Origin of the sequence: Agrobacterium larrymoorei (assembly GCF_005145045.1) — a bacterium.
GTDB classification, from domain to species: Bacteria; Pseudomonadota; Alphaproteobacteria; order Rhizobiales; family Rhizobiaceae; genus Agrobacterium; species Agrobacterium larrymoorei.
The window spans coordinates 110,212-133,870 of record NZ_CP039693.1; the positions used below are offsets into that span (position 1 = coordinate 110,212).

General features: G+C 56.3%; 29 protein-coding genes. 24 read left to right on the plus strand and 5 right to left on the minus strand.

Going from position 1 to position 23,659, the window contains the following annotated elements:
- Positions 1 to 129 precede the first annotated feature (129 nt).
- Positions 130 to 450: an ArsR/SmtB family transcription factor gene (locus tag CFBP5473_RS21605; protein WP_413228992.1), complete on the minus strand. Its 321-nt coding sequence runs from the start codon at positions 448 to 450 to the stop codon at positions 130 to 132.
- Between the two features lie 461 nt (positions 451 to 911).
- Here CFBP5473_RS21605 and CFBP5473_RS21610 point away from each other — a divergent pair, with 461 nt between their 5' ends.
- The gene (locus CFBP5473_RS21610) at positions 912 to 1,871 is read left to right on the plus strand and encodes a helix-turn-helix domain-containing protein (protein ID WP_027676953.1); all 960 of its coding nucleotides are present in this window, start codon (positions 912 to 914) and stop codon (positions 1,869 to 1,871) included.
- Between the two features lie 794 nt (positions 1,872 to 2,665).
- On the opposite strand, the gene CFBP5473_RS25440 is transcribed toward CFBP5473_RS21610, so the two are convergent.
- Positions 2,666 to 2,884: a helix-turn-helix domain-containing protein gene (locus CFBP5473_RS25440; RefSeq protein WP_027676955.1), complete on the minus strand. Its 219-nt coding sequence runs from the start codon at positions 2,882 to 2,884 to the stop codon at positions 2,666 to 2,668.
- 149 nt (positions 2,885 to 3,033) lie between these two features.
- Here CFBP5473_RS25440 and CFBP5473_RS21620 point away from each other — a divergent pair, with 149 nt between their 5' ends.
- From CFBP5473_RS21620 to CFBP5473_RS21625, 3 genes are all read left to right on the plus strand, one after another.
- Positions 3,034 to 3,798: a hypothetical protein gene (locus CFBP5473_RS21620; RefSeq protein WP_136954423.1), complete on the plus strand. Its 765-nt coding sequence runs from the start codon at positions 3,034 to 3,036 to the stop codon at positions 3,796 to 3,798.
- A 115-nt stretch (positions 3,799 to 3,913) separates the two neighbouring features.
- Complete coding sequence (locus tag CFBP5473_RS25135; protein WP_157835819.1) at positions 3,914 to 4,051, plus strand: hypothetical protein; 138 nt, start codon at positions 3,914 to 3,916, stop codon at positions 4,049 to 4,051.
- 284 nt (positions 4,052 to 4,335) lie between these two features.
- A complete protein-coding gene (locus tag CFBP5473_RS21625) occupies positions 4,336 to 4,647 on the plus strand; it encodes a hypothetical protein (protein ID WP_027676957.1) in 312 nt (103 codons plus the stop codon).
- Between the two features lie 133 nt (positions 4,648 to 4,780).
- On the opposite strand, the gene CFBP5473_RS21630 is transcribed toward CFBP5473_RS21625, so the two are convergent.
- On the minus strand, positions 4,781 to 4,984 hold the full coding sequence (locus tag CFBP5473_RS21630) for a cold-shock protein (protein WP_027676958.1): 204 nt from the start codon (positions 4,982 to 4,984) through the stop codon (positions 4,781 to 4,783).
- A 228-nt stretch (positions 4,985 to 5,212) separates the two neighbouring features.
- Here CFBP5473_RS21630 and CFBP5473_RS21635 point away from each other — a divergent pair, with 228 nt between their 5' ends.
- The 9 genes from CFBP5473_RS21635 to CFBP5473_RS21675 all read left to right on the plus strand — a co-directional run bounded on the left by CFBP5473_RS21635 (position 5,213) and on the right by CFBP5473_RS21675 (position 12,065).
- The gene (locus CFBP5473_RS21635) at positions 5,213 to 5,719 is read left to right on the plus strand and encodes a PAS domain-containing protein (protein WP_051441410.1); all 507 of its coding nucleotides are present in this window, start codon (positions 5,213 to 5,215) and stop codon (positions 5,717 to 5,719) included.
- Between the two features lie 130 nt (positions 5,720 to 5,849).
- Positions 5,850 to 6,014: an HTH domain-containing protein gene (locus CFBP5473_RS21640; RefSeq protein ID WP_084631817.1), complete on the plus strand. Its 165-nt coding sequence runs from the start codon at positions 5,850 to 5,852 to the stop codon at positions 6,012 to 6,014.
- Between the two features lie 101 nt (positions 6,015 to 6,115).
- Complete coding sequence (locus CFBP5473_RS21645) at positions 6,116 to 6,541, plus strand: acetyl-CoA carboxylase biotin carboxyl carrier protein (protein ID WP_027676959.1); 426 nt, start codon at positions 6,116 to 6,118, stop codon at positions 6,539 to 6,541.
- Entirely contained in the window at positions 6,541 to 7,923 is a 1,383-nt protein-coding gene (locus tag CFBP5473_RS21650; protein ID WP_027676960.1) for an acetyl-CoA carboxylase biotin carboxylase subunit, read from the plus strand. The genes CFBP5473_RS21645 and CFBP5473_RS21650 overlap by 1 nt, the downstream gene beginning before the upstream one ends.
- Positions 7,920 to 8,330, plus strand: coding sequence for a hypothetical protein (locus tag CFBP5473_RS21655; RefSeq protein WP_027676961.1), 411 nt, complete (start codon positions 7,920 to 7,922; stop codon positions 8,328 to 8,330). Before CFBP5473_RS21650 ends, CFBP5473_RS21655 begins: the two co-directional genes overlap by 4 nt.
- Positions 8,327 to 9,034 (plus strand): 5-oxoprolinase subunit PxpB, encoded by a 708-nt coding sequence (gene pxpB / locus CFBP5473_RS21660; protein ID WP_027676962.1) that lies wholly within the window; start codon positions 8,327 to 8,329, stop codon positions 9,032 to 9,034. Before CFBP5473_RS21655 ends, pxpB begins: the two co-directional genes overlap by 4 nt.
- Positions 9,031 to 10,026 (plus strand): 5-oxoprolinase subunit C family protein, encoded by a 996-nt coding sequence (locus CFBP5473_RS21665; RefSeq protein ID WP_027676963.1) that lies wholly within the window; start codon positions 9,031 to 9,033, stop codon positions 10,024 to 10,026. The genes pxpB and CFBP5473_RS21665 overlap by 4 nt, the downstream gene beginning before the upstream one ends.
- Before the next feature lie 17 nt (positions 10,027 to 10,043).
- Positions 10,044 to 10,811: a 5-oxoprolinase subunit PxpA gene (locus tag CFBP5473_RS21670; RefSeq protein WP_027676964.1), complete on the plus strand. Its 768-nt coding sequence runs from the start codon at positions 10,044 to 10,046 to the stop codon at positions 10,809 to 10,811.
- 48 nt (positions 10,812 to 10,859) lie between these two features.
- Positions 10,860 to 12,065 (plus strand): pyridoxal phosphate-dependent aminotransferase, encoded by a 1,206-nt coding sequence (locus tag CFBP5473_RS21675; protein WP_027676965.1) that lies wholly within the window; start codon positions 10,860 to 10,862, stop codon positions 12,063 to 12,065.
- 45 nt (positions 12,066 to 12,110) lie between these two features.
- On the opposite strand, the gene nac is transcribed toward CFBP5473_RS21675, so the two are convergent.
- On the minus strand, positions 12,111 to 13,016 hold the full coding sequence (nac, locus tag CFBP5473_RS21680) for a nitrogen assimilation transcriptional regulator NAC (protein WP_027676966.1): 906 nt from the start codon (positions 13,014 to 13,016) through the stop codon (positions 12,111 to 12,113).
- Positions 13,017 to 13,245: 229 nt separating this feature from the next.
- On the opposite strand from nac, the gene CFBP5473_RS21685 reads away from it, so the two are divergent.
- The 10 genes from CFBP5473_RS21685 to CFBP5473_RS21730 all read left to right on the plus strand — a co-directional run bounded on the left by CFBP5473_RS21685 (position 13,246) and on the right by CFBP5473_RS21730 (position 21,299).
- Positions 13,246 to 14,025, plus strand: a complete 780-nt coding sequence (locus CFBP5473_RS21685; protein WP_027676967.1) for an SDR family oxidoreductase — start codon at positions 13,246 to 13,248, stop codon at positions 14,023 to 14,025.
- The gene (locus tag CFBP5473_RS21690) at positions 14,022 to 14,729 is read left to right on the plus strand and encodes an amino acid ABC transporter permease (RefSeq protein ID WP_027676968.1); all 708 of its coding nucleotides are present in this window, start codon (positions 14,022 to 14,024) and stop codon (positions 14,727 to 14,729) included. Before CFBP5473_RS21685 ends, CFBP5473_RS21690 begins: the two co-directional genes overlap by 4 nt.
- Positions 14,726 to 15,484: an amino acid ABC transporter permease gene (locus tag CFBP5473_RS21695; protein ID WP_027676969.1), complete on the plus strand. Its 759-nt coding sequence runs from the start codon at positions 14,726 to 14,728 to the stop codon at positions 15,482 to 15,484. The genes CFBP5473_RS21690 and CFBP5473_RS21695 overlap by 4 nt, the downstream gene beginning before the upstream one ends.
- Entirely contained in the window at positions 15,481 to 16,236 is a 756-nt protein-coding gene (locus CFBP5473_RS21700; protein WP_027676970.1) for an amino acid ABC transporter ATP-binding protein, read from the plus strand. The genes CFBP5473_RS21695 and CFBP5473_RS21700 overlap by 4 nt, the downstream gene beginning before the upstream one ends.
- Before the next feature lie 28 nt (positions 16,237 to 16,264).
- Positions 16,265 to 17,101, plus strand: coding sequence for an ABC transporter substrate-binding protein (locus tag CFBP5473_RS21705; protein WP_027676971.1), 837 nt, complete (start codon positions 16,265 to 16,267; stop codon positions 17,099 to 17,101).
- An 88-nt stretch (positions 17,102 to 17,189) separates the two neighbouring features.
- Complete coding sequence (locus CFBP5473_RS21710; RefSeq protein WP_027676972.1) at positions 17,190 to 17,864, plus strand: 4-carboxy-4-hydroxy-2-oxoadipate aldolase/oxaloacetate decarboxylase; 675 nt, start codon at positions 17,190 to 17,192, stop codon at positions 17,862 to 17,864.
- Between the two features lie 126 nt (positions 17,865 to 17,990).
- Complete coding sequence (locus CFBP5473_RS21715; RefSeq protein WP_027676973.1) at positions 17,991 to 18,761, plus strand: SDR family oxidoreductase; 771 nt, start codon at positions 17,991 to 17,993, stop codon at positions 18,759 to 18,761.
- Positions 18,730 to 19,287 (plus strand): gluconokinase, encoded by a 558-nt coding sequence (locus CFBP5473_RS21720; RefSeq protein ID WP_037171730.1) that lies wholly within the window; start codon positions 18,730 to 18,732, stop codon positions 19,285 to 19,287. The genes CFBP5473_RS21715 and CFBP5473_RS21720 overlap by 32 nt, the downstream gene beginning before the upstream one ends.
- A gap of 22 nt (positions 19,288 to 19,309) precedes the next feature.
- The gene (locus CFBP5473_RS21725) at positions 19,310 to 20,257 is read left to right on the plus strand and encodes a 2-hydroxyacid dehydrogenase (RefSeq protein WP_136954424.1); all 948 of its coding nucleotides are present in this window, start codon (positions 19,310 to 19,312) and stop codon (positions 20,255 to 20,257) included.
- Positions 20,258 to 20,267: 10 nt separating this feature from the next.
- On the plus strand, positions 20,268 to 21,299 hold the full coding sequence (locus CFBP5473_RS21730) for an L-idonate 5-dehydrogenase (RefSeq protein ID WP_027676754.1): 1,032 nt from the start codon (positions 20,268 to 20,270) through the stop codon (positions 21,297 to 21,299).
- Positions 21,300 to 21,839: 540 nt separating this feature from the next.
- Here CFBP5473_RS21730 and CFBP5473_RS21735 read toward each other — a convergent pair.
- The gene (locus tag CFBP5473_RS21735) at positions 21,840 to 22,739 is read right to left on the minus strand and encodes a LysR substrate-binding domain-containing protein (RefSeq protein ID WP_027676755.1); all 900 of its coding nucleotides are present in this window, start codon (positions 22,737 to 22,739) and stop codon (positions 21,840 to 21,842) included.
- Between the two features lie 143 nt (positions 22,740 to 22,882).
- On the opposite strand from CFBP5473_RS21735, the gene CFBP5473_RS21740 reads away from it, so the two are divergent.
- Positions 22,883 to 23,644 carry an SDR family NAD(P)-dependent oxidoreductase gene (locus tag CFBP5473_RS21740; protein ID WP_027676756.1) on the plus strand — a complete coding sequence of 254 codons (762 nt, stop codon included), beginning with the start codon at positions 22,883 to 22,885 and terminating at the stop codon, positions 23,642 to 23,644.
- Positions 23,645 to 23,659 lie beyond the last annotated feature (15 nt).

A 23,659-nucleotide genomic window follows, 5' to 3' on the forward strand; every position in this document is an offset into this window, starting at 1 on the left:
ACAGGGAAATTCGGTAATATCGACATTTGAGGGGGATAAATACGACCTGGAGTGCGGTTTCATAAAGGACAGACACGTTAATGGGCGGTGTTTGCGCTGAAAAAATGATAACCCCAGCTATCCCAACACTTAGGCGGAGATCGAGAGATTAGGTGAGGGTTCGCTGAAAATTTCTTCTAGAGCCGCTAGAATTTGCCGTACCGGTTCTGAGTGGCTGAAATAATAAATCGTTTGGGCATCGCGGCGGGTCCGCACAACATTTGCGTTACGCAGTTTGGCAAGGTGTTGAGATAATGCTGATTGGCTGAGGCCAACCGTTTCCGCCAAATGACCCACTGGCATTTCTTCTTCAACCAGGATCCGGAGTATTGCGAGCCTTTTAGGATTCTCAATCGCGGATAAGAGCGTCGCGGCAGAATTAATCGATTGCTCATCCAGACGTCTGCTCACTGTGTTGTCTCCAAAGCTATTCTAGGCGTAGTCCAATAGTACATGGCTTTATTAGCCTCGGTCCACGGGCCGAGGAGGACCGAGATGGGAGTCAGAAAATCGATTGAACTAATTTAGCATAGTCGATATACGTTGATTATCAATGCGGACATACCGGCAAAATGCCTCCACTGTGCAATAGTGTCTCTAAGGTGCATATTTATTGCGCGTTTTTATAGGAGGTGTTGGCTTGCTTAACAGATGTGGTCCGCTGCGGCCTCGGCAATGTGCTTCGTGGCTTTTGCGTGTTGGGGAACCCTGATCGGCATAACAACTCCATATGACATGTTGATCGGCCAAATAATAAGGCCCGTCCGACTAATTCGGAAAAAACTGGGCTCATTGCTATACATAGGAAAGTCGAGACATTACACTTTTTACATGCGTTTGCCGAATTTAACACGTTTTTGGATGTGATAGAAATGTCGAACGGTCCATACAAGGAACTAAAAATTTTCTCCAGGGATATTGGAGAAGTTGAGGAATATTTGAGTGACGCCTATGCCCCAGTCGCTGTAAGTCCGATCGGTTCGCATAAGAGCTACGGGGTCAGCGGACATGTGGCCATTCTAGATCAAGTCTTCTTCGAATGGTCGAAAACAATAGGCAGTTATAGTGTTAAACCCATCGAAATATTCGATTCCGTACTCTTCAATTTCGTCAGCAAGGGCTGGACCGGTTACCACTTCAAGAGCGATATGTTATCGATTGCTGCCGATCAGGTGATTGGTTACCGACACGCAGATAAAGTTGATGTTCTCAACGAGAGTGAACATTCAACGGTTGTCATTTCCGATGATCTTCTCTGTAAACGGATGTCAATATTGCTTGATAAGCCGGTGGTTCACGCGGTCGAATTTAGTAAGAGTGCCTTGGACCAGCGAAACCTTAAAGGACTTTCGGCTCTTGTGGCGGTCTTCAACAATTCACTCTTTCAACAACTCGCCGGATCGCTGAACGCACGCTCTTCAGCTGTTGGACATTTGGTCCTAGATAGTTTCCTTCTAAACTATCCGAACAACTATACCCAGACGCTGAAGGCGCCGTTGCCCTTGATCGCGCCGCGACAGGTGCGCCGAGCGATCGATTACATCCACGCACATCCAGAGGACAGGAGCTCGCCCGAATTTCTAGCCGGCTTGAGCGCTGTTAGTGTCCGTTCGCTGCAATACTCTTTCTTGCTTTCTGTCGGACAAACGATCAGCGAGTATCAGCGTGCTCTGCGGCTGAAAAAAGCTCGCGATGACCTCGATCAGAACAGGGATATCTCCGCAAAGAAAATCGCTGAAAAATGGGGTTTTGCGTCGCAGAGTGCCTTCACGCATAGTTTCAAAAGGGCGTTTGGCGTCACTCCCTCTCAAGTCCGTAAGGACAACTTGTAGGTTGCCATGAGTCTCATGCTTGTTTTGATTCTACATCGATGGAGGTTGGGCTTAACGTAATAGGAATGCTCCGACGTACCAGTCGACACCTGTCCCAACATCACGCCAGCCTCCTGGACGCAGCGGCTCCGCGTCACGTCAACTTATAAAAGGTCGTGATATCATCCGATGATGTTGAACGGCCTTGGATGGTCGTCACAAACTCGTTGCCTCAATTGTCACAACGTCAGTTCAGCCAACGCACGTCTCAGCGAACGAGCGAAACTTGGGTCGCACTGCAGGAGGGAATGTCCATATCAAAAACGAGACAAAACGCGCAGGCGATCAGGGCAGCACAGACAACGAAAGATGTAAAAACCACTTTGGCGGGTGCGCGAAGCCAAAGCTCCAGAAAAACAAAGGTCAGCCACGCGACGAGTAGCGCGATCACGGTCTTGCTATCGCACCCTCGGCATTTTCGACGGTGCTCCATCTTCTCGCCGAGGTCGCCGAGGAAAAACTTCTAAGCCCCGCTCGTCGCCATTCTCGACCGGGCCATCAAGCTTGGAAAGGTCGGATTTTCTCGGATATCTCTACAGTCATTGCCTTTATGGCGGGGACGCACGTCCACACATCCCGGCGTGCTTCAAGCGATCCGAATCTTGGAGCAGGGCTCGCTCCACCGAACGAAACCTACTTGAGCGTTTTAAGCCCAGTGACGATGTCCGTCGGATCACCTCCTTGCTGTCGATGCAGGATGTTGCGGTTGACTGATTAGTCCCGAGCAACGCCAGCGAAATTCGATTATCTGGAATCTACTCAGTTGTGTCCTGTGGCTTCGAGAAGCGGACACCTACGCCGCCACCGTTTTCTGGAATGAACTCCAGACCGGCCTGTTCAAAAGCAAGGCGAATGGCTTCGAGTGTAGTAGCATAGCTTGGCTTGCCGGCTTCAATACGTGTTATCGTCGCTGGTGTAATTTTCGCCCGATATGCGAGATCCCGAACCCCCCATTTTAAAGCAGCTCTCGCCATTCGTATTTGATCAGCAGTTGGCAACATTAAAACCTTGACATAATCTATGAGTGGGGCGACACTCGCCCAAATTCTAATGAGTGCGGTCGAGGTAGTGCTGGAACACCAGCCTCGACCTAACCACAACCTAGCTGTCTGGAGCTTAGATCATGGCTGATTCTGAGAATAGCAGAACTTTGCCTACAATTTCGTGCGGAAAGAAGCGATCGAGGGGTGATGCGTCGAAAAAAATGCCGCACGTGATCACTCGCCGTAATCTTCTGTCGGTTGCGGCGCGTGTTCTGGAGGAGCGCCTTGCTGAAATCCCACGACGCACTGTTGCCGGACCCACGCGTGTCAGCGAGCTTTGGCCCAACTGGTGGAACCTGCATCAGAAGCGCCTGCATGCCACAGCGGTGCGCAAGAAGCGTGAACGGCAAATGCGTGACGAAGTTGGTCTGCATAGCGAGGTGAGGATTGAAGTTGTCGGGGAGGGGGCGCCTCGGATTGTCCGCTCCTTGAAAGAGATCACTGCACTGAGAGAAACGATCGGAGCAGGCGAGGTGGCAAAGGCGAGGGCGCTTTTGCGCCAGCGTCAGCGGCAATGGCAAAAGGCCAATCAGCGGATCGGCTACACCGCAGCACTTCTGTCGGAAGAGCATAGCAAAAGCCTGGAGGGAATTGCCGGGCGGGTGTTGCTCGTCATGCAGCCGTACCACCTCATCGAAATTGCGGCCAAGCTCCATTGCCTGCTTGTGATGAAGGATCCTGGTCTACAACAGGAAGCCGATCCCTGGCCGCATCTGCGCATAATGCTGAAGCAGATTGTGCAGCCGCGTCTGACCCGTGAGCCGTCGTCCTTGGTTCTTTTTCATCCGCCGGTCGCGAAGACTTCGGTACGGCAGCTTGACGCGCTAATGGCGAAAACGATCTGAGGAACCACCAGCCAGTGGTTCGCTTTGCCTGACCGGTGTTATTTTCTAAGTAGCTTGCGGAACGTCTGGAGCTCAATACCGTTTGTAGGCGCGGGACAATGCGGGACACTTTCGAATGAGCGACACAGCTGAACACGCCAACGATCTGGATCTGGGCGAGATCGCACAGCGACTATCGGCGCTGGCAGAACAGGCGATGGGCCTGTGTCAGGAGCCGATCGAACCGATCGATCCAGATACCGTCGAGGAATAGGGTCGCAACGAACCCGTCTCGATCTGCCTTTAACGATCGTTCCGACCTCATCTGGTGCGGTTCGCTCTCCAGTCAGGCCTGGAGCGAACGCTCTTACCAACGAGGGCCGTAGAGAGCGCAAGGCCTGCGCACGCAGTGCGAGGGAATGCCAGAGATTGATTGCCGTCGCTTTGATTGGCGCCCATGTCTCCGCAAAGACACGAGCGCAACAAGAACGTCATCTGTGCAGTGGTTGGCAATGGGTCGGCAATTGACTCACGATCAAACAGAGCCAGATTGCGGTGATGAGCACGGCAACAGATTTTATCGGCGAGCTTGTCCGCGATGCCAACCGGATCGAGCAGCTTGACGCCTATCAGAAGCGCAGGATGCTGGAGCGCGCTGTCGCGACGATCCGCGATCTTCGTGATCAGATCGGCATACCCAGAGGTCCGGGCCGCGACGCGGTTGTCGAGCTTCACACAACGGCACTGGCAATCGAGCGTGGCTGGCGAAGCGATGATCAGGTCAAAGCGGCAATGATCACTGCCGCAACGATGATCCGCGATCTGCACATCGTTCTCGACAGCGGCACGAGGATCAATTTGCGCGCTTGAACTCGCAATGTTTAATGGTCGAATTTGGCTGAGATCTGCAAGGGCCCACACAGAGCCCTCGCGAGAAAGAGTTTACGTCGTCAATATCCAAGCAGGGCGTTATTGTGATCTGCCCCATTGAGCCAGCTGGCGATTAGAGAACCTGAACGTTCTCGGCTTTGGACTTGCCGGTCTTGCGATCCTGGCCAACATCGTAGCTGACCTTGTCGCCTTCACGCAGCGCACCGCCGTAACCAAGGGCGGAAACGTGAACGAAGACGTCCTGACCGCCATCATCAGGCGTGATGAAGCCAAAGCCCTTGTCCTGCGCGAAGAATTTTACTGTACCGTTTGCCATCTGTATCTGCAGCTCCTGTCGTTGCCGATCAGCTTTTGAGCCATATCGACGTGACGTGCAAGTTTGAAAGGATACATACAATAAAAATTGGCAAGTGCGGGATGCCCAATGCCTCTTCCTGAGATGAGACATGTAAACATCCTGTGATTGAGTTTCGTCCAACGCTTCCATCGACGTTCCCGGTGATTTATTCTGCCGCCAGGGCAAGCGGCATGAAGGGGGTGTTGAATGCAGGCAAGCAGTCCAAACCTTATCGACGATTGGAGCATATCATTGGTGTCCGACAGTGTCGGATTTTTCACATGGGATCTTGAACAGGACCGAAACTGTGGCGATCATGTCATGGCGACCTTGTTCGATATCGATCAGGATGAACTTTCAAAAGGCGTGCCGATCGATCTCATTTTGTCTCGGATCTCGGACGAAGACCGGCCCCGTCTTGCAAAAGCGGTTCATGAGGCCATCACAACCGGCGCCTTTTACGCGCAGAAGTATGTCGTGTCTCATCGCAACGGCAAGAAGATAGCGGTTTCAGCCTTTGGTCGCTGCATCCGAGATCTTGACGGAACTCCCACACATTATGCAGGCTTCGTCACGACTGTCCCGACTGTCGCCGTTAACTCCGCGCGGGAGCACATCAAGGAGCTCTGTCGCATGCTCCAAGACTTGGCTGAAGACCATGGCCTGGAACTGGCTGCAAGACATCTAAAGGCGGCGGGCAATAGTCTGGGCTGATTAGCGAAGCGCTTTTTCAAGAAATAAAGCCCCGTTCGTGAACTGCCAGACTGTCCGCCACGATTTGATGTGGCATCCGGTGCGGGCAGAGGGCACGCTTATCTCTAACGAACATCTCCGATAGCCAGACATGTCGGGGAAAAGCCGTCTGTTTGAGTTGCTCAGTGTGCCGCGCGCAAGACGGCGACCCGTCACCGCCATTGAGCTTGCATGTGATCTCAGCGTGTCGAAGCGCAGCGTCTACCGTGATATCGAAACCTTGCGATTGCTAGAGGGTCATCAAAAGTTCTTCTGACCCCATCGCTTTGCTGCTCGTGTTACGTCTAAGGGCGCCGATGTTGATCTGCTGTGCGTAGCAGTTCGCCCCGGCGGCTCCCAACGATGCCGAGTATGCTTATGGACCTGTCGAAGATAAAAACGCTTATCGATTTTGTCGGACGATCAAATGTCTCCGAACTGACGGTTACCCGCAAAGACGTGACCGTTCGAATTTTTCGGAGCGCAAATGATGGTGTAGCTGCGACCGTTGATGCGGACCCCGAGATATCAAGTGACACAGACCTCAAGGCATCCGAGAGCCCCAGTCTTTCCACGGCTGTGCGCGCACCGATTTTCGGCGTTCTCCATCGCGCCTCCGCTCCGGGCCAGCCTCCTTTCGTTTATGCCGGAGATATCGTCGAAGAAGGCGACACGCTGTTCATCGTGGAGGCCATGAAGGTGTTTAACAAAATCACGGCCCCATGCGCCGGGCGCATCACTTTCCTGACGGACATCGATGGTGGAGAAGTCGACGCCAATGAACTCTTGGCGGAGATTGCGTAATGGCGGACGGTTTAAACGAAAAAGAGCCGCTTTTCGATACGGTCCTTATCGCCAATCGCGGCGAGATTGCCGCACGTATCCAGCGCGCGTGCCGAGAACTGGATTTGAAAATAGTCGCGGTGTGTTCCGAGGCCGACAGGCAGGCTTCGTATGGTGAGGCTGCCGACACGTTTCTGTGCGTCGGCCCCGCAAGCGCGACGAAAAGCTATCTTAACAAGGACGCCATATTGCTGGCGGCGCGTTTGACAGGTGCTGGCGCAATTCACCCTGGTTACGGCTTTCTCTCGGAAAACGCGGCTTTCTCGGAGGCTATCGAGAACGCCGGGCTCGTTTTCATCGGCCCGGATGCCAAATCGATTGCAACGATGGGAGACAAGATTGCCGCCAAGCGTACCATGATCACGGCGGGCGTGCCGTGCGTTCCCGGCCCTGACACGGCGCTTCCCGATAATCTGGAAACGATTGAGTCTATCGCAGAGGAGATCGGGTATCCAGTCATCATCAAGGCGGCGGGCGGCGGCGGCGGGCGTGGTATGCGGGTGGTGCATCAGGCTTCGGCGCTTCGCGAGGCCGTTACGTTGACCCGTGAGGAGGCGCGGCAGGCCTTCGGTTCTGCCGCTCTCTACATAGAAAAGTTTCTCCAGCGTCCACGCCATATCGAGATACAGGTGCTGTGCGATACGCATGGCAATGCCATCTGGCTCGGTCACCGTGATTGTTCGATGCAGCGACGTCACCAGAAGGTGGTCGAGGAAGCGCCAGCACCCGGTATCTCCGAGGCGATCATTCGACCCGTGGGGCTCGCGTGCGTCGAGGCCTGCCAGCAGATCGGCTATCGGGGTGTCGGCACGTTCGAGTTCCTTTATGAAGACGGCAGGTTCTATTTCATCGAGATGAATACGCGCCTACAAGTCGAGCACCCGGTCACCGAGATGACGAGCGGAATCGACATCGTTCAGGCGCAGATCAAATCCGCTCAAGGGCAACATCTTGAGCTTCGACAGCAAGACGTCCTCTGCACCGGGCATTCCTTCGAATGCCGCATCAATGCCGAAGACCCGGATACATTCCTGCCGTCCGCGGGCGTGTTGACGGATGTTTCCTGGCCTAAGGGAGAGGGCATTCGCATCGATACGCACATTCACAAAGGATATCGCGTTTCGCCCTACTACGACTCCCTTATCGCCAAGCTGATCGTACACGCTCCGACACGCGGCGAAGCGATGGCGCGGATGCGCAATGCTCTGGCCGAAACCCGCGTGAACGGTATTTCCACCAATCTTCCGCTCCTTTGCGCGCTGTTCGAGGACGCTGCGTTTGCGGAAGGGGAGACCGATATTCATTATCTCGAGCAATGGCTTACAGCTTGGAGAGCGGCATGAGCAGGCTCGATTTTACCGATCCCGCCACTCTCGCAGCCTTGACGGAGATGCTGACGACAGCAGGCGTCGAGGGGCTGGAGATCACCACGCCCGATACGGGGGTAAAGCTGGTCGTACCGTCATCCGGGAAGGCCGTGATATCTTCGAAAGCCATGTCCGCCCAACTAACGTCGGCCACGACAGTGAAAGCACCGATAGCCGGTCTTTTTCACCTCGCTCCCCCTGCTGATGGAGAGGCGTTCCCGCGTCCCGTTACTACGGACACTGTGGTCGGGTTCATCCGCATCGGCCATGTTCTCGTTCCCGTCATTGCCGGTCGCGCCGGTTTGCTGACCGGTCAGCTTGCCGAGCAGGATGCACTGGTCGGTTTCGGTGATCCTCTGTTCGAAATCGAGCTTCACTCATGATTGCCACTCAAAGCATTCTCCCGTTCCGGCATGACATTCAGCCAGCAGTCAAGGGACAGGCACGCGTGTCGTTCATCGGCTCGCGGTCGTTTCTGCTGGAAGCACCTGGCGAATTCGATCTGCCAGCCCAGCGCTGGATCTGGGCTTTGTCGCAAACTGTGGGCGTATGGCCGGAGGTCGCGGAAGTCATTCCCGGCATGACCAATATTCTGACGATCCTGAAGGAAACGCCCGAGAACCCGGAAGCCGTCGTCGCCCGGTTGCTCGAAGCATGGGACAGCGCCACCAGCCTCGATCTTGCGGGAAAAACCGTAGAGATACCCGTTCACTACGGCGGAGAGTACGCGACGGACCTTGCGACGCTCTGCGATTTCGCAGACCTGAGCGACCGTGAGGTGGTGCGCATCCATTATGAAGCGACTTACCGCGTCTTTGCGCTCGGCAGCGCGCCGGGCTTCGGTTACCTACACGGGCTGGATCAGCGCATTTACATGCCGCGAAAAACGGTGCCGTCGATCAAGATGGAAAAGGGCTGTGTAACCATCGGTGGGATGCAGACGGGTGTTGCCATGCTGACCGGCCCTAACGGTTGGAATTCAATTGGTTACGCGGATTTGCAAATGTTCGATCCTGCCGCCTCCCGACCTGCACTGCTAGCGCCCGGAGATACGGTTCGCTTCATTCCTGCAAGGATAGAGCTATGATCGAAATCATCGAAACCGGCCCGTTCAATACCGTGCAGGATCTGGGGCGTCCCGGCTTTCGCGATATCGGCGTCACTGCTGGTGGCGCAATGGACCCACTTGCGGTTCACGTTGGCAACGCTTTGCTCGGAAACGCTATCGACGCTGCGGTCATTGAGGTCCAGACATTTCCCTTCAAACTGCGGTTTTCTGCCTCCGCCGTGTTCGCTACAGCAGGCGCAGACAACGTCCCCCTACTGGATGGCAATCCACTGTTGCCATGGTGCGCGCATCTTGCAAAAGAGGGCGCCGTTCTGGAACTGTATCAACCACCTACACTCGCGCGCTCATACATTGCTGTAGCTGGCGGCCTGGATGTACCGGTGCTGATGGGATCGCGAAGCACCGCGCTGCGTGGCAATTTCGGCGGCCACGAAGGACGGCCTCTGGCTAACGGCGACAGGCTGGAAATCGGCGAGGTTGCTGATCCGGCACCGCCGCCTTCGAATGGTCTCGCCGCGGTCGAGCCATCCCGTGCTTTAGCCGATCTTTTCCCGCCCATTGTCGATGGCGTTTTGCTGGTTCGCGCCATCTCGGCCGGCGAACATCACCTTTTCAGCGATGATGGCGAAGCGTTTTGGGCCCAGACCTGGAAGATTTCCTCACGCAGCGACCGAACCGGTTACCGGCTCTCCGGCGATCCGATCAAGCCGACCGAGACCATCGAAATGCGCTCTCACGGTGTGGTTCCGGGCGTGGTGCAGGTTCCGCCGGGCGGCGAGCCGATCATCCAGATGAGCGATGCAAATACGGCGGGCGGCTATCCGAAGATCGCAGGCGTGATCGAGGCCGATCTCTGGCGGCTAGGTCAGGCGCGCGCGGGCGGCAAGATCAAGTTCGTCAGGTCGACCCATGAGGAGGCACGGCGGGTGGAGCAGGCGGTCGCGCGCTATGTCGAAGATATCCGGCAAACCGTACCGATGGTTAAACGCGCTCTGATTGCAATGGCCTGAGGGAGAGGGAGGACGTTATGAAGATCGATCTCAATTCTGACATGGGCGAGGGCTTCGGCCTATATCGACTGTGCGACGACGAAGCGATGATGAAGCTTGTCTCCTCGGCCAATATAGCCTGCGGGTTCCATGGGGGCGACCCGGATACGATGGCGCGCATGGTGCGTCTCGCCAAACAGAACGGCGTCGGCATCGGTGCCCATCCCGGCCTGCCGGATCGCTCGAGTTTCGGTCGCCGCGAGCTACCGTTTCAACCGGATGAGCTGCGCCAGCAGATGCTCTACCAACTCGGCGCTCTGATTGCGATTGCCAGAAGCGAAGGCATGGACGTCGGCCATTTCAGCTTCCACGCGGCGATGGGAAACATGGTCAATCGCGATCCCGCCCTTGCCGACATGATGATGAACGCCATTTCCGCAGTCGATCCCAAGCTGGTCGTCTTCGTAACGCCGGAAAGCGAGATAGAAAGAGCGGCAAAGCGCGCCGGGCTGAAAACGCTGGCGCTGTTTCTGGCCGACCGTGCCTATGATGTAAAGGGCAGCCTCGTTGCGCGAGGCCTTCCGGGGGCCTTGGTCAAGGACGAGCCATCGGTGCGCGCCCGCGTCCGCCGCTTCCTCACGCAAGGAACGGTCGAGGCCATCGATGGCACCATTATTTCTATGCCTGCCAGGTCGATCCTCGTCCACAGCGATACGCCCGGGTCACTGGAACTCGCATCTATCGTTCGCAGCGAAATCATCTCTTCGGGCGCAACGCTCGCGCCTGCTTCCGAACTTGCCTCTTAACGGCCGCTGTTCGGCCCTGTTTGTCCATCTCACTGAAAGATTACGCCAATGTCCTCCACCGCCGATCGATTGAAGAACGTCTCGATTTCTGCTTCAGCCGCCATGACCCAGCGTGCCAGAGAGCTGGCAGGCCAAGGGATCAAGGTTGTCAGTCTTTCCTCGGGCGAGCCGGATTTCCCGACACCTGCACATGCCATAGAGGCCGCACATGAGGCTGCTCTTGGCGGACAGACCAAGTACCCGCCGATGGATGGCACGCCCGCAATCAAGGCGGCGATTGCCAGAAAATTCAAGCGTGACAACAATCTGACCTATGATGCCAGCCAGATCATCGTATCGGGTGGCGGCAAACAGGTGATTTTCAATGCCATGCTGGCCACCTGTAACCCTGGCGATGAGGTGGTCATTCCGACCCCGTCATGGGTCAGCTATGCGGATATCGTCAAATTCGCCGGAGGTGTTCCCGTCGCCGTTCCTTGTTTCGAACAGACGGGTTTCAAGCTTCGTCCGGAAGATCTGGAAGCAGCGATAACACCCCGCACGAAATGGCTTTTCCTGAACTTCCCGAACAATCCGACCGGTGCCGCCTGCTCGCGCGTCGAGATGACGGCGATTGCAGAAGTGATGCTGCGACATCCGCATGTCTGGATACTGACGGACGATATTTATGAGCATCTGGTTTACGATGGATTCGAATTCGGCACGATCGCCGATGTCGAGCCACGGCTTTACGACCGTGTCCTGACGATGAACGGCGTGTCGAAAGCCTATGCGATGACCGGCTGGCGTCTAGGTTATTGCGCCAGCGGTTCGAAGGAACTAATCGCCGCCATCAGCAACGTGAACGGCCAGAACAGCGGCGGCATTGCCACCGTTTCTCAGGCTGCAGCGATCGCGGCACTGGATGGACCGCAGGATTTGCTGAAGGAGCGCGCCGCGATCTACCGCGAACGCCGTGATTTCGTTTTGGGAAAGCTTGCCGAAATCGACGGCCTGCGCTGTCACAAGCCGGAAGGCGCGTTCTATCTCTACCCGAACATGTCCGGCCTCATTGGCAAGACAACGAAGGGCGGGCGCAAGATCGAAGGTGACGTTGATTTCGTCATGGCGCTGGTAGATGAGCATCACGTCGCCACCGTGCAGGGAGCAGCTTACGGCATGAGCCCCTATTTCCGTATTTCTTACGCCACGAGCATGGAAATGCTGAACGAGGGTTGCGCCCGCATTGCGCAGTTCTGCAAGGACATGCGTTGATTGAAGAAACGTTCACTGGCTTGGTAACCGGGCCAGTGAACTTCGTTAAAGCTTCAAGTTCTCGGTCAGTTCAACGAGAATATCCTTCACGGCAAAAGCCGGTTCAGACAGCGAGTTCTGATCGGACGTGCAGAGTGACAGAGTTTCCTCGATCCGGGGAGAGAGCAGACGGCAGACCAGAGGTTCGCTGGTTTCCGAAACGATCCGGTCGGCAATCGCCTTCGGCATGATTGTCGCTCCGAGCCCACTTGCGACAGCGCGGGCCAGCGTTCTGACGATTTCCACTTCCGCCACGACCTTGAGGTTGACCCGGCTTCGGGTAAACGCCACGTCCACGGCACGACGCACGAAGTTGTAGGCAGGTGGCATCAGCATCGGCACGCCATCCAGTGCGGCAATAGGCATCGGCTTCGTGTCCGATTCGATCGCGAAATCGCGGTGCGCGACGAGATAGAATTCTTCGCTCAGCAGCGGCTCGAAACGCACCCCCTTAATGGGGCCGACGCCGTGTATCAATGCCAGTTCCAGCCGGCCGTTCATGATCATCTGGCTGTAGGTCTGCCCGACGCTTTCGGTCAGATGAATGAGGATGCCGGGATGACGCTTGCGTGTTTCCGCAAGGAGATCGACTGATAGAGTGGCAGCACTACTGAACGGCACCAGACCAACGGATACCCGGCCAGCAATCGAATTTCCCGCTGCCGACGCGTCCATCTGCGCCTGTTCCATTTGCCGAAGGATGATTTGCGCATGGCGATAAACGGCGTGGCCCGCGTCCGTCATCGTTACGCCCTGCTGACTGCGGATGAGCAGCTTCTGCCCAAAGTGCTCTTCCAGTGCAGCGAGCTGCTGGCTAAGCGCCGGTTGCGCGAGATGAAGAATGTCGGCAGCGCGCGTTATGCTACCGCTGTCCACGATGACGATGAATGATTTTAAGCGTCTGATGTCCATGCTGATGCGAAAGTATTTGCGGTTGCCGATAGCTTACAGCCTATCGCCTCTTTTGCAACGCGGAGCGCCGCTCATGGTCAAGGCAATCATGAGGATTGGCCCGTTCCATGCAGGCAAAGACGCCTTTTGCGGCGCTCCATAAAACTTACTTATTACCTCAAAAGTAATCGGTCTTAGGCAAGGCAACAAAGCTTCGCTAATGTTCACGACAACAAAAAAGGGGATCAGAATGCCATTCTCCGATTACAAGACCGCATTGGTCACCGGTGCTTCATCCGGTATCGGCGCCGCAGTCGTAGAGCGGCTCCGCCGCGAAAATATCGAAGTCCATGCCATCGCTCGCAATGCAGATGCGTTGAACGATCTGGCCAATCGCACCGGCTGCATCTCGCACGCCATCGACGTGACGGACCGCGCAGCTTTGACCGAGCTTGCCGACAAGGTGCAGTTCGACATTCTGGTAAACAACGCAGGTGTCGACAGACCGAAAAAGTTTCTTCAGGCGGATGCGGAAGACATCGATCTCCTCGTTGATGTGAATCTTCGTGCCGTGCTGCATATCTGCCGCCTTGTCGTGCCGGGCATGGTGGAGCGTGATCGCGGTCACGTCATCAACATTTCCTCTATTGCCGGAAACTATAATTTCGGCGGTAATTCCACCTATCACGCCGTCAAGGCAGGCGTCGCCATGCTGTCGAACCAGCTGCGGATCGACGCATTCGGCAAGCGCGTCCGTGTCACCGAGATTTGCCCTGGTCGCGTCGCTACGGACATTTTCAACCACGTCCACGGCAACGATCCGAGCATACGCGAGCGTTTCATCGACGGTTTCGAACTGCCGAAGGCTGAAGACATCGCCGATGCGATTGCTTTTGCCATCGCCGCACCCGTCGCCGTCAATATCGGCCATATGGAAATCACGCCGACCTTGCAGGTAATGGGCGGACTGCAAACGACCAAGCCTCAGGACGTCTTGGCAGCTGAAGCGGCGAAGGAGCAAAAGCCGTGAGCGGCTTCGATCTTTCAGCGATCCTCAGCAATCCCGAATATATCGGGATGCTGGTTCACGGCCTTCAGATGACCTTCATCATCTTCTTCGGCTCGTGGACGCTTGCCATGACGCTGGCACTGATCCTTCTCTGCATCCGGTTCTCGCCATTCCGTTTCGGGGATCGCATCGTCGCAGCCTATGTCTCTTATCACCGTAATGTGCCGACGCTGGTACAATTGATGCTGTGGTATTTCGGTATCTTCACGCTTCTGCCGTCCGGTCTCTCCGGCTGGTTGATCGATCATAATGCCGAGGCGATTTTTGCCGTGGTAGGTCTCGGGCTCTGCCAGGCGGCCTATTTCAGTGAGGATTTGCGCTCTGGTCTGCGTTCGGTCAGTCCGGGGCAGATGGAAGCGGCCAAGGCGCTCGGCCATGGTTATCTCTCTTCCATGCGCTTCATCATCATGCCGCAGGGTGTGCGGAACGCGCTGCCACCGCTGATCAACCACAGTGTCTCGCTGTTCAAGAACAGCAGCCTTGCACTCGTAATCGGCGCGTCGGAACTTACCCACGCAGTCAAGGAAATCGAGAACCTCAGCTTCCAGACCTTCGAAATCTATCTGGTTGGAACGGTGCTCTACCTCGTCATTTCGCTGCTGATCATGGCAGTGGGTGCCTATCTTTCGATGCGCCTCGATCCGGCATGGAGGGCACGCGCATGATCGGTGAGATGATGACCATCGTTCACGATTACTGGCTGCTGCTTCTGATCGGTCAGTATCCGAACGGCCCGCTGGGCGGTCTGGCGAATACGATCATACTCTCCGCACTCGCCATTGCATTTGCATTTCCGGTCAGCATCCTCATGGCGCTGGCGCGGCTTTCGAAATGGCGCGCGCTTCGCTGGCCGGTGACGGCATTGGTCTATGTTACTCGTGGCGTACCGCTGCTGATGCTGATTCTGTGGAGCTACTTCCTTATTCCGCTCTGGACCGGTGCGGACGTGCCGAGCTTCGCGATCATGCTGGTGACGCTGGTCGTTTATCAGGGCGCGTTTCTCAGCGAGGTCGTCAGAGCCGGTATCGTGGCCCTAGGGGCAGGGCAGATGGATGCGGCGAGGGCGCTCGGCCATAGCTATATGGGAGCGATGCGCTTCATCATCCTGCCGCAGGCGCTCTACAACATGATCCCGAGCATGATCTCGACCTTTGTGGCGACGATCAAGGACACCACGCTCGGTTACGTCATCAACGTGCCTGACCTGACCTTTGCAGCGAGCCAGGTGAACAATCAGCTTCTGACGCAGCCATTCCAGGTCTTCCTCATCCTGGCGATCGTCTATTACGCCATCTGCTGGAGCCTGACCTATCTCGCAAACACTTTAGAGCGCCGTATTGCCAAGCGCCGCGCCGGGGTCGTGAGCCGTCCGCAACAGGCGGTGATGACGCAGGCCAAAATCATAACGGAGCAGCCATGACAGTACCATCGACTGACCAGACGATCCGCATCTCGAATGTCTGCAAGAGCTATGGCGACTACGAGGTTTTGAAGAATGTCGATGCCGAAGTTGCCCGCGGCGAGGTGGTGGTCATTTGCGGTCCCTCCGGTTCCGGTAAATCCACGCTGATCCGCACCGTCAATCGTCTCGAAGAGATCAACAGCGGCTCGATCACGCTGGATGGTCAGGATATCCATGCTGCTACGAAGACGAAGGAACTCAACCTGCTGCGCAGCCGCGTGGGTTTCGTGTTCCAGAGCTTCAACCTGTTCCCGCATCTCTCGGTCCTTGAAAACGTTACGATTTCGCCGATCCGCGTCAAGGGCGTGGCACCTGATGTCGCCCGTGACAAGGCGTTGAAGCTGCTCGAAAGAGTTGGCCTTTCGGACAAGGCGGGCGCTTATCCCGGCCAGCTGTCCGGCGGTCAGCAGCAGCGTGTGGCGATTGCCCGCGCGCTCGCCATGGAGCCGCCCGTCATGCTGTTCGATGAGCCGACGAGTGCGCTCGATCCGGAAATGGTCGGTGAAGTGCTTTCCGTCATGAAAGGTCTGGCTGCCGAAGGCATGACCATGCTGTGCGTGACGCATGAGATGGGCTTTGCCCGCGAAGTCGCTGACCGCATCTGGTTCATCGATGCCGGTGAAATTCTTGAAAAAGCTACGCCAGAAGAGTTTTTCAACACACCCCGCCATCCGCGTGCGCAGCGGTTCCTTGCCGATCTGCGCCACTGATAAATCAATCAATAAGAGGAGAACGAGAATGAACTGGAAATCCCTTACCCTGACGGCCATCCTCGCCGGTACGGCGCTTGCTTCACCAGCGGCTGCCGATCAGCTGGACACGATCATGAACAACAAGGTGCTGCGTTGCGCGACTTTCGCAGACGTCGTTCCTTTTGCCGCGCCCGATCCGAAGACGCGCGAAATGGCCGGTTTCGACGTCGATCTTTGCAATGCCATCGCCAAGGAACTGGGTGTTAAGGCTGAAATCAAGCCGGTTTCGGTCGAGGCCCGCGTGCCGGAAGTCAAGCTCGGCCGCGTCGATATCACCGTCGCCAACCTCGCTTATACCCAGAGCCGCGCCGAACAGATCCAGTTCAGCGACCCGTACTATCTCGCCAAGGAAATGCTGATCGTGCCGGTTGACGATGCCGGAAAGAAGAAGGCCGATTATGAAGGCCAGCGCGTGGCGTCCACCAAGGGCTCGACCTCTGAAATGTCGATCAAGCTCAACAAGTCCGAGCCTTTGACCTTCCAGGACACGGCATCCGCTTACCTCGCAGTTCAGCAGGGTAAGGCGCGCGGCATGGTGGCCAATACCATGACGACGACTAAGTTCGTCAATGAATCCAAGACCAAGGGCAAGCCAATGCGCATGATCGAGGAGCCGATGCTTTACCAGCCAATCGGCATCGGTATGGCAAAGGACAATTCGAAGCTGACGGCGAAGATCAACGAAGTGCTTCGCAAGCTCGACGCTGACGGTGAGATCAACAAGATCTGGGACAAGTGGCTTGGCCCAAACACTGAGTACAAGATGACCCGCACCGACAAGGTTGTTCCGCTTTCTGAGCTGAAGTTCGACCCGATCCCCTGATCCTGTCGCCAGACACGATCCAGCACATGAAAAATCAAACGTAAGCGGCGGGACGTTTCCGCCGCCAATCTTACCGTGGGAGGTTTTTATGATCCACATTAAAGATATTGCCGAACGGCCAAGCAAGGCAGACATTGAAGCTCTTTCGAAGTTCTCGCCCGCCACCATTCATGAGGCGCAGGGCCGCAAAGGCGCACTTTCCTCTCGCCTCAAGCCGGTCGACTACCGCATGAAGCTGTGCGGCCCGGCATTTACCGTCAAATGTGCGCCGCGCGACAACATCATGTTGCAGCTCGCCATCAACTACGCAAAGCCGGGCGACATCATCGTCGTGTCCGCGGGCGAATATGAAGAAGCGGGTTCTTTCGGTGACGTTCTGGCCAATGCCTGCCTCGCAAAAGGCATCGGCGGTCTGGTGACCGACACCGGCGTGCGCGACACGCTACAACTCAGAGAACTTGGTTTCCCCGTATTTTCGCTAAGCGTCTGCATCAAGGGCACGGTGAAAGAAACGATTGCGGCCGTGAACGACAGCATCATCGTCGGCGGCGAGATCATCAATCCAGGCGACATCATCGTTGGCGATGCGGATGGTCTGGTCGTCGTGCGGCGTGAAGATGCGCGGGAATCGGCTCGACTGTCCCAGATCCGTGAAGATGCCGAGGCGGGCTATATCGAAGCCTACAAGCAGGGCAAATCCGTTATTGAAGTCAGCAATCTGGAGCCTGTTTTGAAGGCTAAAGGTCTTGTCGTCGATATCTGATTTCGACAGGGCGACCGAAAACGCATGAGGCTTTTCGAATTCGAGCACCTGAACGGCGCAAAAGCTCTCCACGCCGTTCTCCCTTGAAGCATGTTGATATTCCTTGGATCAAGGAACGAGGTTCCGATGACTTTTCCACTTTTTGATCTTTCCGGTTCACGTGCCCTGATCACGGGCTCATCGCAGGGCATCGGGCTGGCGCTTGCCAAAGGCCTCATCGACCACGGTGCGTCCGTCATTCTCAATGGTCGCGTTAAGGTGCGGCTTGCGGAAGCCGCGGCATCGCTGAAAGCTGAAACGGGCGTGTCGGTCGAAACAGCAGATTTTGACGTGACTGATGGAGAAGCGGTCAAGCAGGGTGTTGAGGCGATCGAGCAGAACATCGGCCCCATCGATATCCTCATCAACAATGCCGGTATGCAATTCCGCACACCGCTGGAGGATTTTCCGGCAGACCGGTGGGAGCAACTGCTGAAAACCAATATCTCCAGCGTATTTTACGTCGGGCAGGCCGTTGCGCGCCACATGATCGGACGCGGTAAGGGAAAGATCATCAACATCGCCTCCGTCCAGAGCGAGCTGGCCCGTCCCGGCATTGCGCCGTACACGGCAACCAAGGGAGCAGTGAAAAACCTCACGCGTGGCATGTGCACCGACTGGGCCAAGCATGGCCTGCAGGTGAATGCGATTGCACCCGGTTACTTCAAAACCCCGCTCAACCAAGCGCTGGTCGACAGCGAGGAATTTTCAGCCTGGCTCGAAAAACGCACGCCAGCAGCCCGCTGGGGCAATGTCGATGAACTGGTCGGTGCCGCGGTGTTTCTCTCAGGCAAGGCTTCCTCTTTCGTGAATGGACACACGCTTTATGTCGACGGTGGCATCACCACGTCCCTTTGAGACGACAAGCAGTAACGGTCCGATCGTGGTGATGGGTGTCTGCGGTTGCGGTAAGACATCCGTCGGCGAACGGCTTGCATCCACGCTTGGCTGCCGCTTCATCGAAGGCGACAGCCGTCACCCGGTCGCCAATGTCGAGAAGATGCGACATGGCATTCCGCTTGACGATGCCGACCGCTGGCCCTGGCTGAACGTGCTTGGCACCGAGCTCGGCGATGCGCGCACCATCATCTCCTGCTCCGCGCTGAAACGGTCCTACCGCGACCTGTTGCGGGCAAGGGCAGGGCGGCCGGTGACATTCGTGTTCCTGCAGGGAACGCGGACACTGCTAGCCTCGCGGATGGGCGCCCGCGAAGGCCATTACATGCCGCTGTCGTTGCTCGACAGCCAATTAGCCACGCTGGAACTACCGCAAAGCGAGCGGGACGTAGTGACCGTGGAAATCGACCAGCCGCTCGAACGGATCGTTCACGATGCCATCGCCCGCATCGCCGCGTTCGGTTTTGCGACCGCAACAGACAATTGATAAATTTATCATGGAGGACACTATGACCAAGCCGGAGATTCTGCTTGTCGGCCCATACCCGGAATGGGATCTGGTCGAGCTCGAGGCAAAATTTGAAGTTCGCAAGCTTTATGAGGCGACAGATCGCGACGCATTCCTGCAGCAGCATGGCGGAAACATCCGCGGCATCGCTACCCGTGGAGAGCTCGGTGCCTCGGCAGAGCTCATCGGCAGGTTGCCGAAGCTGGAAGTGGTGTCGGTGTACGGGGTCGGCTACGATGCAGTCAATCTCGAGGCCTGTCGCGCACGTGGCATTCGCGTCACCAACACGCCTGATGTGCTGACCAACGACGTCGCTGATCTCGGTGTGGCCATGATGCTCGTTCAGTCACGCGGAATGATTGGTGCGGAGCGGTGGGTAAAGGACGGAAGCTGGTCGGCGAAGGGCCTTTACCCGCTAAAGCGAAAGGTCTGGGGCCGGAAGGCAGGCGTGCTGGGCCTAGGCCGGATAGGCTTTGAGGTTACCAAGCGCCTTAGGGGCTTCGACATGGATATTGCCTATAGCGATGTGGCGGCAAAGGATTTTGCAAAGAACATCACCTTCATCGCCGATCCAGTCGAACTCGCCCGGCACTCTGACTTCCTGTTTGTTACGCTCGCCGCTTCAGCCGCCACGCGCCATATCGTTTCGAAGGAGGTCCTTGAAGCTCTTGGCCCGGAAGGCATGCTGATCAACATCTCGCGTGCTTCTAATATAGATGAGGATGCGCTGCTCGACGCGTTGGAAAGCGGCACGCTGGGATCCGCCGCGCTCGACGTGTTCGAAGGGGAGCCAAATCTCAACCCGCGCTTCTTGAAACTCGACAATGTTCTGGTGCAGCCGCATCACGCTTCGGGCACAATTGAAACCCGCAAAGCAATGGGCAAGCTGGTGCGCGACAATCTCGTGGCTCACTTCGCTGGCGATACGCTTCCAACCCCCGTCATCTGAGGATAGCCCGATGAAAGCCGTCGTTATTCATGCCGCTAAGGATTTGCGGATCGAGGAAAGAGAAGTGGAGACGCTTGCTGCCGGACAGGTTGAAGTCGCCATCGAGGCGGGCGGCATCTGCGGATCCGATCTCCACTATTACAATCACGGCGGCTTCGGCACCGTGCGCGTTCGAGAACCGATGATCCTCGGTCATGAAGTCGCAGGTACAATCAAAGCGCTCGGGAAAGGGGTTTCTGGCCTCACAATAGGAGAAAGAGTCGCCGTCTCCCCAAGTCGCCCCTGCAATCACTGTGAATATTGCCTCAATGGACAGCAAAACCATTGCCTGAACATGCGCTTTTACGGGTCAGCCATGCCCATGCCGCATATTCAGGGGGCGTTCCGTCAGCGATTGGTTGCCGAAGCCTGGCAGTGCCATAAGGTTGCCGATGGTGTTTCGATTAATGAAGCCGCTATGGCAGAGCCCTTTGCTGTCGCGCTTCATGCAGTCAATCGTGCCGGCAGTCTCGCTGGCAAGCGGGTTCTCGTGACGGGTTGTGGACCGATCGGTGCGCTCGCCATTATCGCGGCGCGCGCCCATGGTGCACGCGAAATCGTGGCCACCGATGTCATGGGCGCGGTGTTAAAGAAGGCCGTAGACATCGGCGCCGACCGCGTCATCAATGTCGCAGAAAATCCGGAGGAGCTTTCAGCCTTTTCGGCTAACAAAGGCTATTTCGAAGTTCAATTCGAAGCATCTGGCAACGAACGCGCCGTTCGTTCGGGTTTAGAAGTGTTGCGACCACGATCCACTGTTGTACAACTCGGCTTGGGAGGCGATGTCTCAATTCCACAGAACATGGTCGTTGCGAAGGAAATTGAGATGAAGGGGACCTTCCGATTTCACGAGGAATTCGGTCAGGCGGTTAATCTCATTAATAAGCATCGAGTTGATCTCAAGCCACTAATAACAGGGTCTTTTCCTCTTAGCGATGCCGTGTCGGCATTCGAAGTCGCTGGCGACAGAAACCGGTCGATGAAAGTGCAGATCGCATTTTGAACACGCAACTTCAGTTCTCAAGGCCTGCTTAATTCACAAACTTGGACCTTCGTCTTCAAGATCAACAAACGACGCAAACCAGGGTCCTCTGTTCTGATCGTGCGATAGCGCCATTCCGGCTATACGTGTCGTTTGCTCTTTGCCGCAGCAAAGCGGAATTGGGTGCGCCTAATAAAAAAATATGCGCCGAGAGATGGCCGATCTTCAGGTATGACACCGTAAAGCCCTGTTGGAGCAGGAGTTCTCGGTCAAGGTCATCTATGCTCAGGTCTGCGCCGAAGAACAGGGGATGGCCTATTCACCCCACGTTCATTGCTGATGGCGAAACGACACATCGAAACGATACGCGCTTTCCGCTCTCATTAACACGTCCTGCACACTGTGTCGGGTTGATTCAAATACCCCATCCGACACTTCAAGGTCACCTTCTAGTCGGTTCACTGCTGACATAAGTCCCGCTGCCAACAGGTTTACCTCAGCGGTCAAGATAGCCGGCTACGCTGGGTTTCTCGTTACCGCCTATCATACGGCAGTCTTAGCCTACTTAAATGGTTGCGACGCGCTACCGGTAACCTCTAGCTGCAGCCAAGCCGCGAATTCACGGGCTAAACGCCGCTGGCTGCCGGACTTTGGGTAGGTAAGGTAATGGCCTATATAGCGGTGATCTCGGCCTTCGTCGGCGAGCGGGCGCACTAGCCTGCCGCTCTTCAGCGCATGTCGCGCCAGCACGTTTGATTCCAGGGCTATCCCTAAACCGTTGACCGCGGCATCAAGGGCGAGAAAAGATCGGTCGAAAGACATAGCCGGCTGCGGCGGCTGGCCAAGATCATTGGCCTCGAACCAGTCGATCCACTGTATGCGTTTGAGATCGCTGCGTATGAGAGGAGATCTTGCCAGATCGCGCATGGATTTCAGCGTGGCTGCGAATTCCGGCGCACAAAGCGGAGAGACGATTTCTTCCCCCAACGGGATCACGATCAGGTCATCGCGGTTCTGCGGCTCGCCGTAAACGATGTCCAAATCGAAAAGCCCGTCCACGAAACGTGCATAGGCGGTGCTGGCGGCTATCCTCACCTCTACGCCGGGACTTCGCTTGAGAAACAGTGGAAGTAGAGGAGACAGAACCTGCGCCGCGAAGCTCGGCGCACAATGTACCCTTAAGAGATGGACGCGGTTAGATGAGATTGCCTCAATACCGCGCCGAAGCTCCTCGAAAGCGCCCGATGCATGGTTCAACATCGTTTGGCCCGAAAGTGTGAGCGTCACGTTACGCGTCGTCCGTTCAAAAAGGGCGACGCCAAGACTCTTTTCTAAACCTTTTATCGCGTGGCTGACGGCGCTGGGCGACAAATTTAGCTCTTCGGCCGCGGCGCGGAACGATACGTTTCTGGCGGCCGACTCGAAAATGCGGAAGGCAGATAATGAGGCAATGTTCAGCATGCTGATTAGTGAAGCAGATTCACTTACCGGTGTAAATATCCCGTTTGTGAAAACGATACCTTTTTGCCAGATTTCTCTAACGCGGCGCCAGTTGCCGTATGAGAGGAGACCGGTGTCGGGGAGGCATCGGGAGGAGATTAGACATGTTATTGCAGGGAAAGACCGCGGTCATTTCGGGCGCTGCTAGCAAGCGTGGTATCGGCCGTGCGACGGCGGAGCTGTTCGTTGAACATGGCGCTCGTGTCGCCATTCTGGATATTGATGGTCATGCTGCGGAAGAAGCGGCGGCGGAACTGCCCAAGGTTCCGCATGGCGACCATGTCGGCATCCGATGCGACGTGGCCGATAGGGATTCATGTATCTCGGCCGCCGACGTGGTCGCCAAAGCCTTCGGCAGGATCGACTCGCTGATCAATAATGCCGGCATCACGCAGCCGATCAAAACGCTCGACATTTCCGAGGCAGACTGGAATCGCATCATTTCCGTCAACATGACGGGGATCCTGTTCCTCAGCCAGGCCTTCATTCCGAACATGCGCGACAACGGCGGCGGATCAATCGCCTGCATCTCGTCTGTGTCGGCGCAGCGCGGTGGCGGGATTTTCGGCGGCCCGCATTATTCGGCGGCGAAGGCCGGTGTGCTCGGGCTTGCCAAGGCGATGGCGCGCGAATTTGGTCCCGCCGGCATTCGCGTCAATTCGGTCACGCCCGGCCTGATCCAAACGGATATCACTGGTGGGAAACTGACACCGGAAATGCGTGCCGACATCATCAAGGGCATTCCACTCGACCGGCTGGGCGATGCCCGCGATGTCGCCAATATCTACCTTTTCCTCGCGTCCGATCTCTCCGCCTATGTCACTGGCGCGGTTATCGACGTTAATGGCGGCATGCTGATCCACTGATCGCCTGCCATCTGA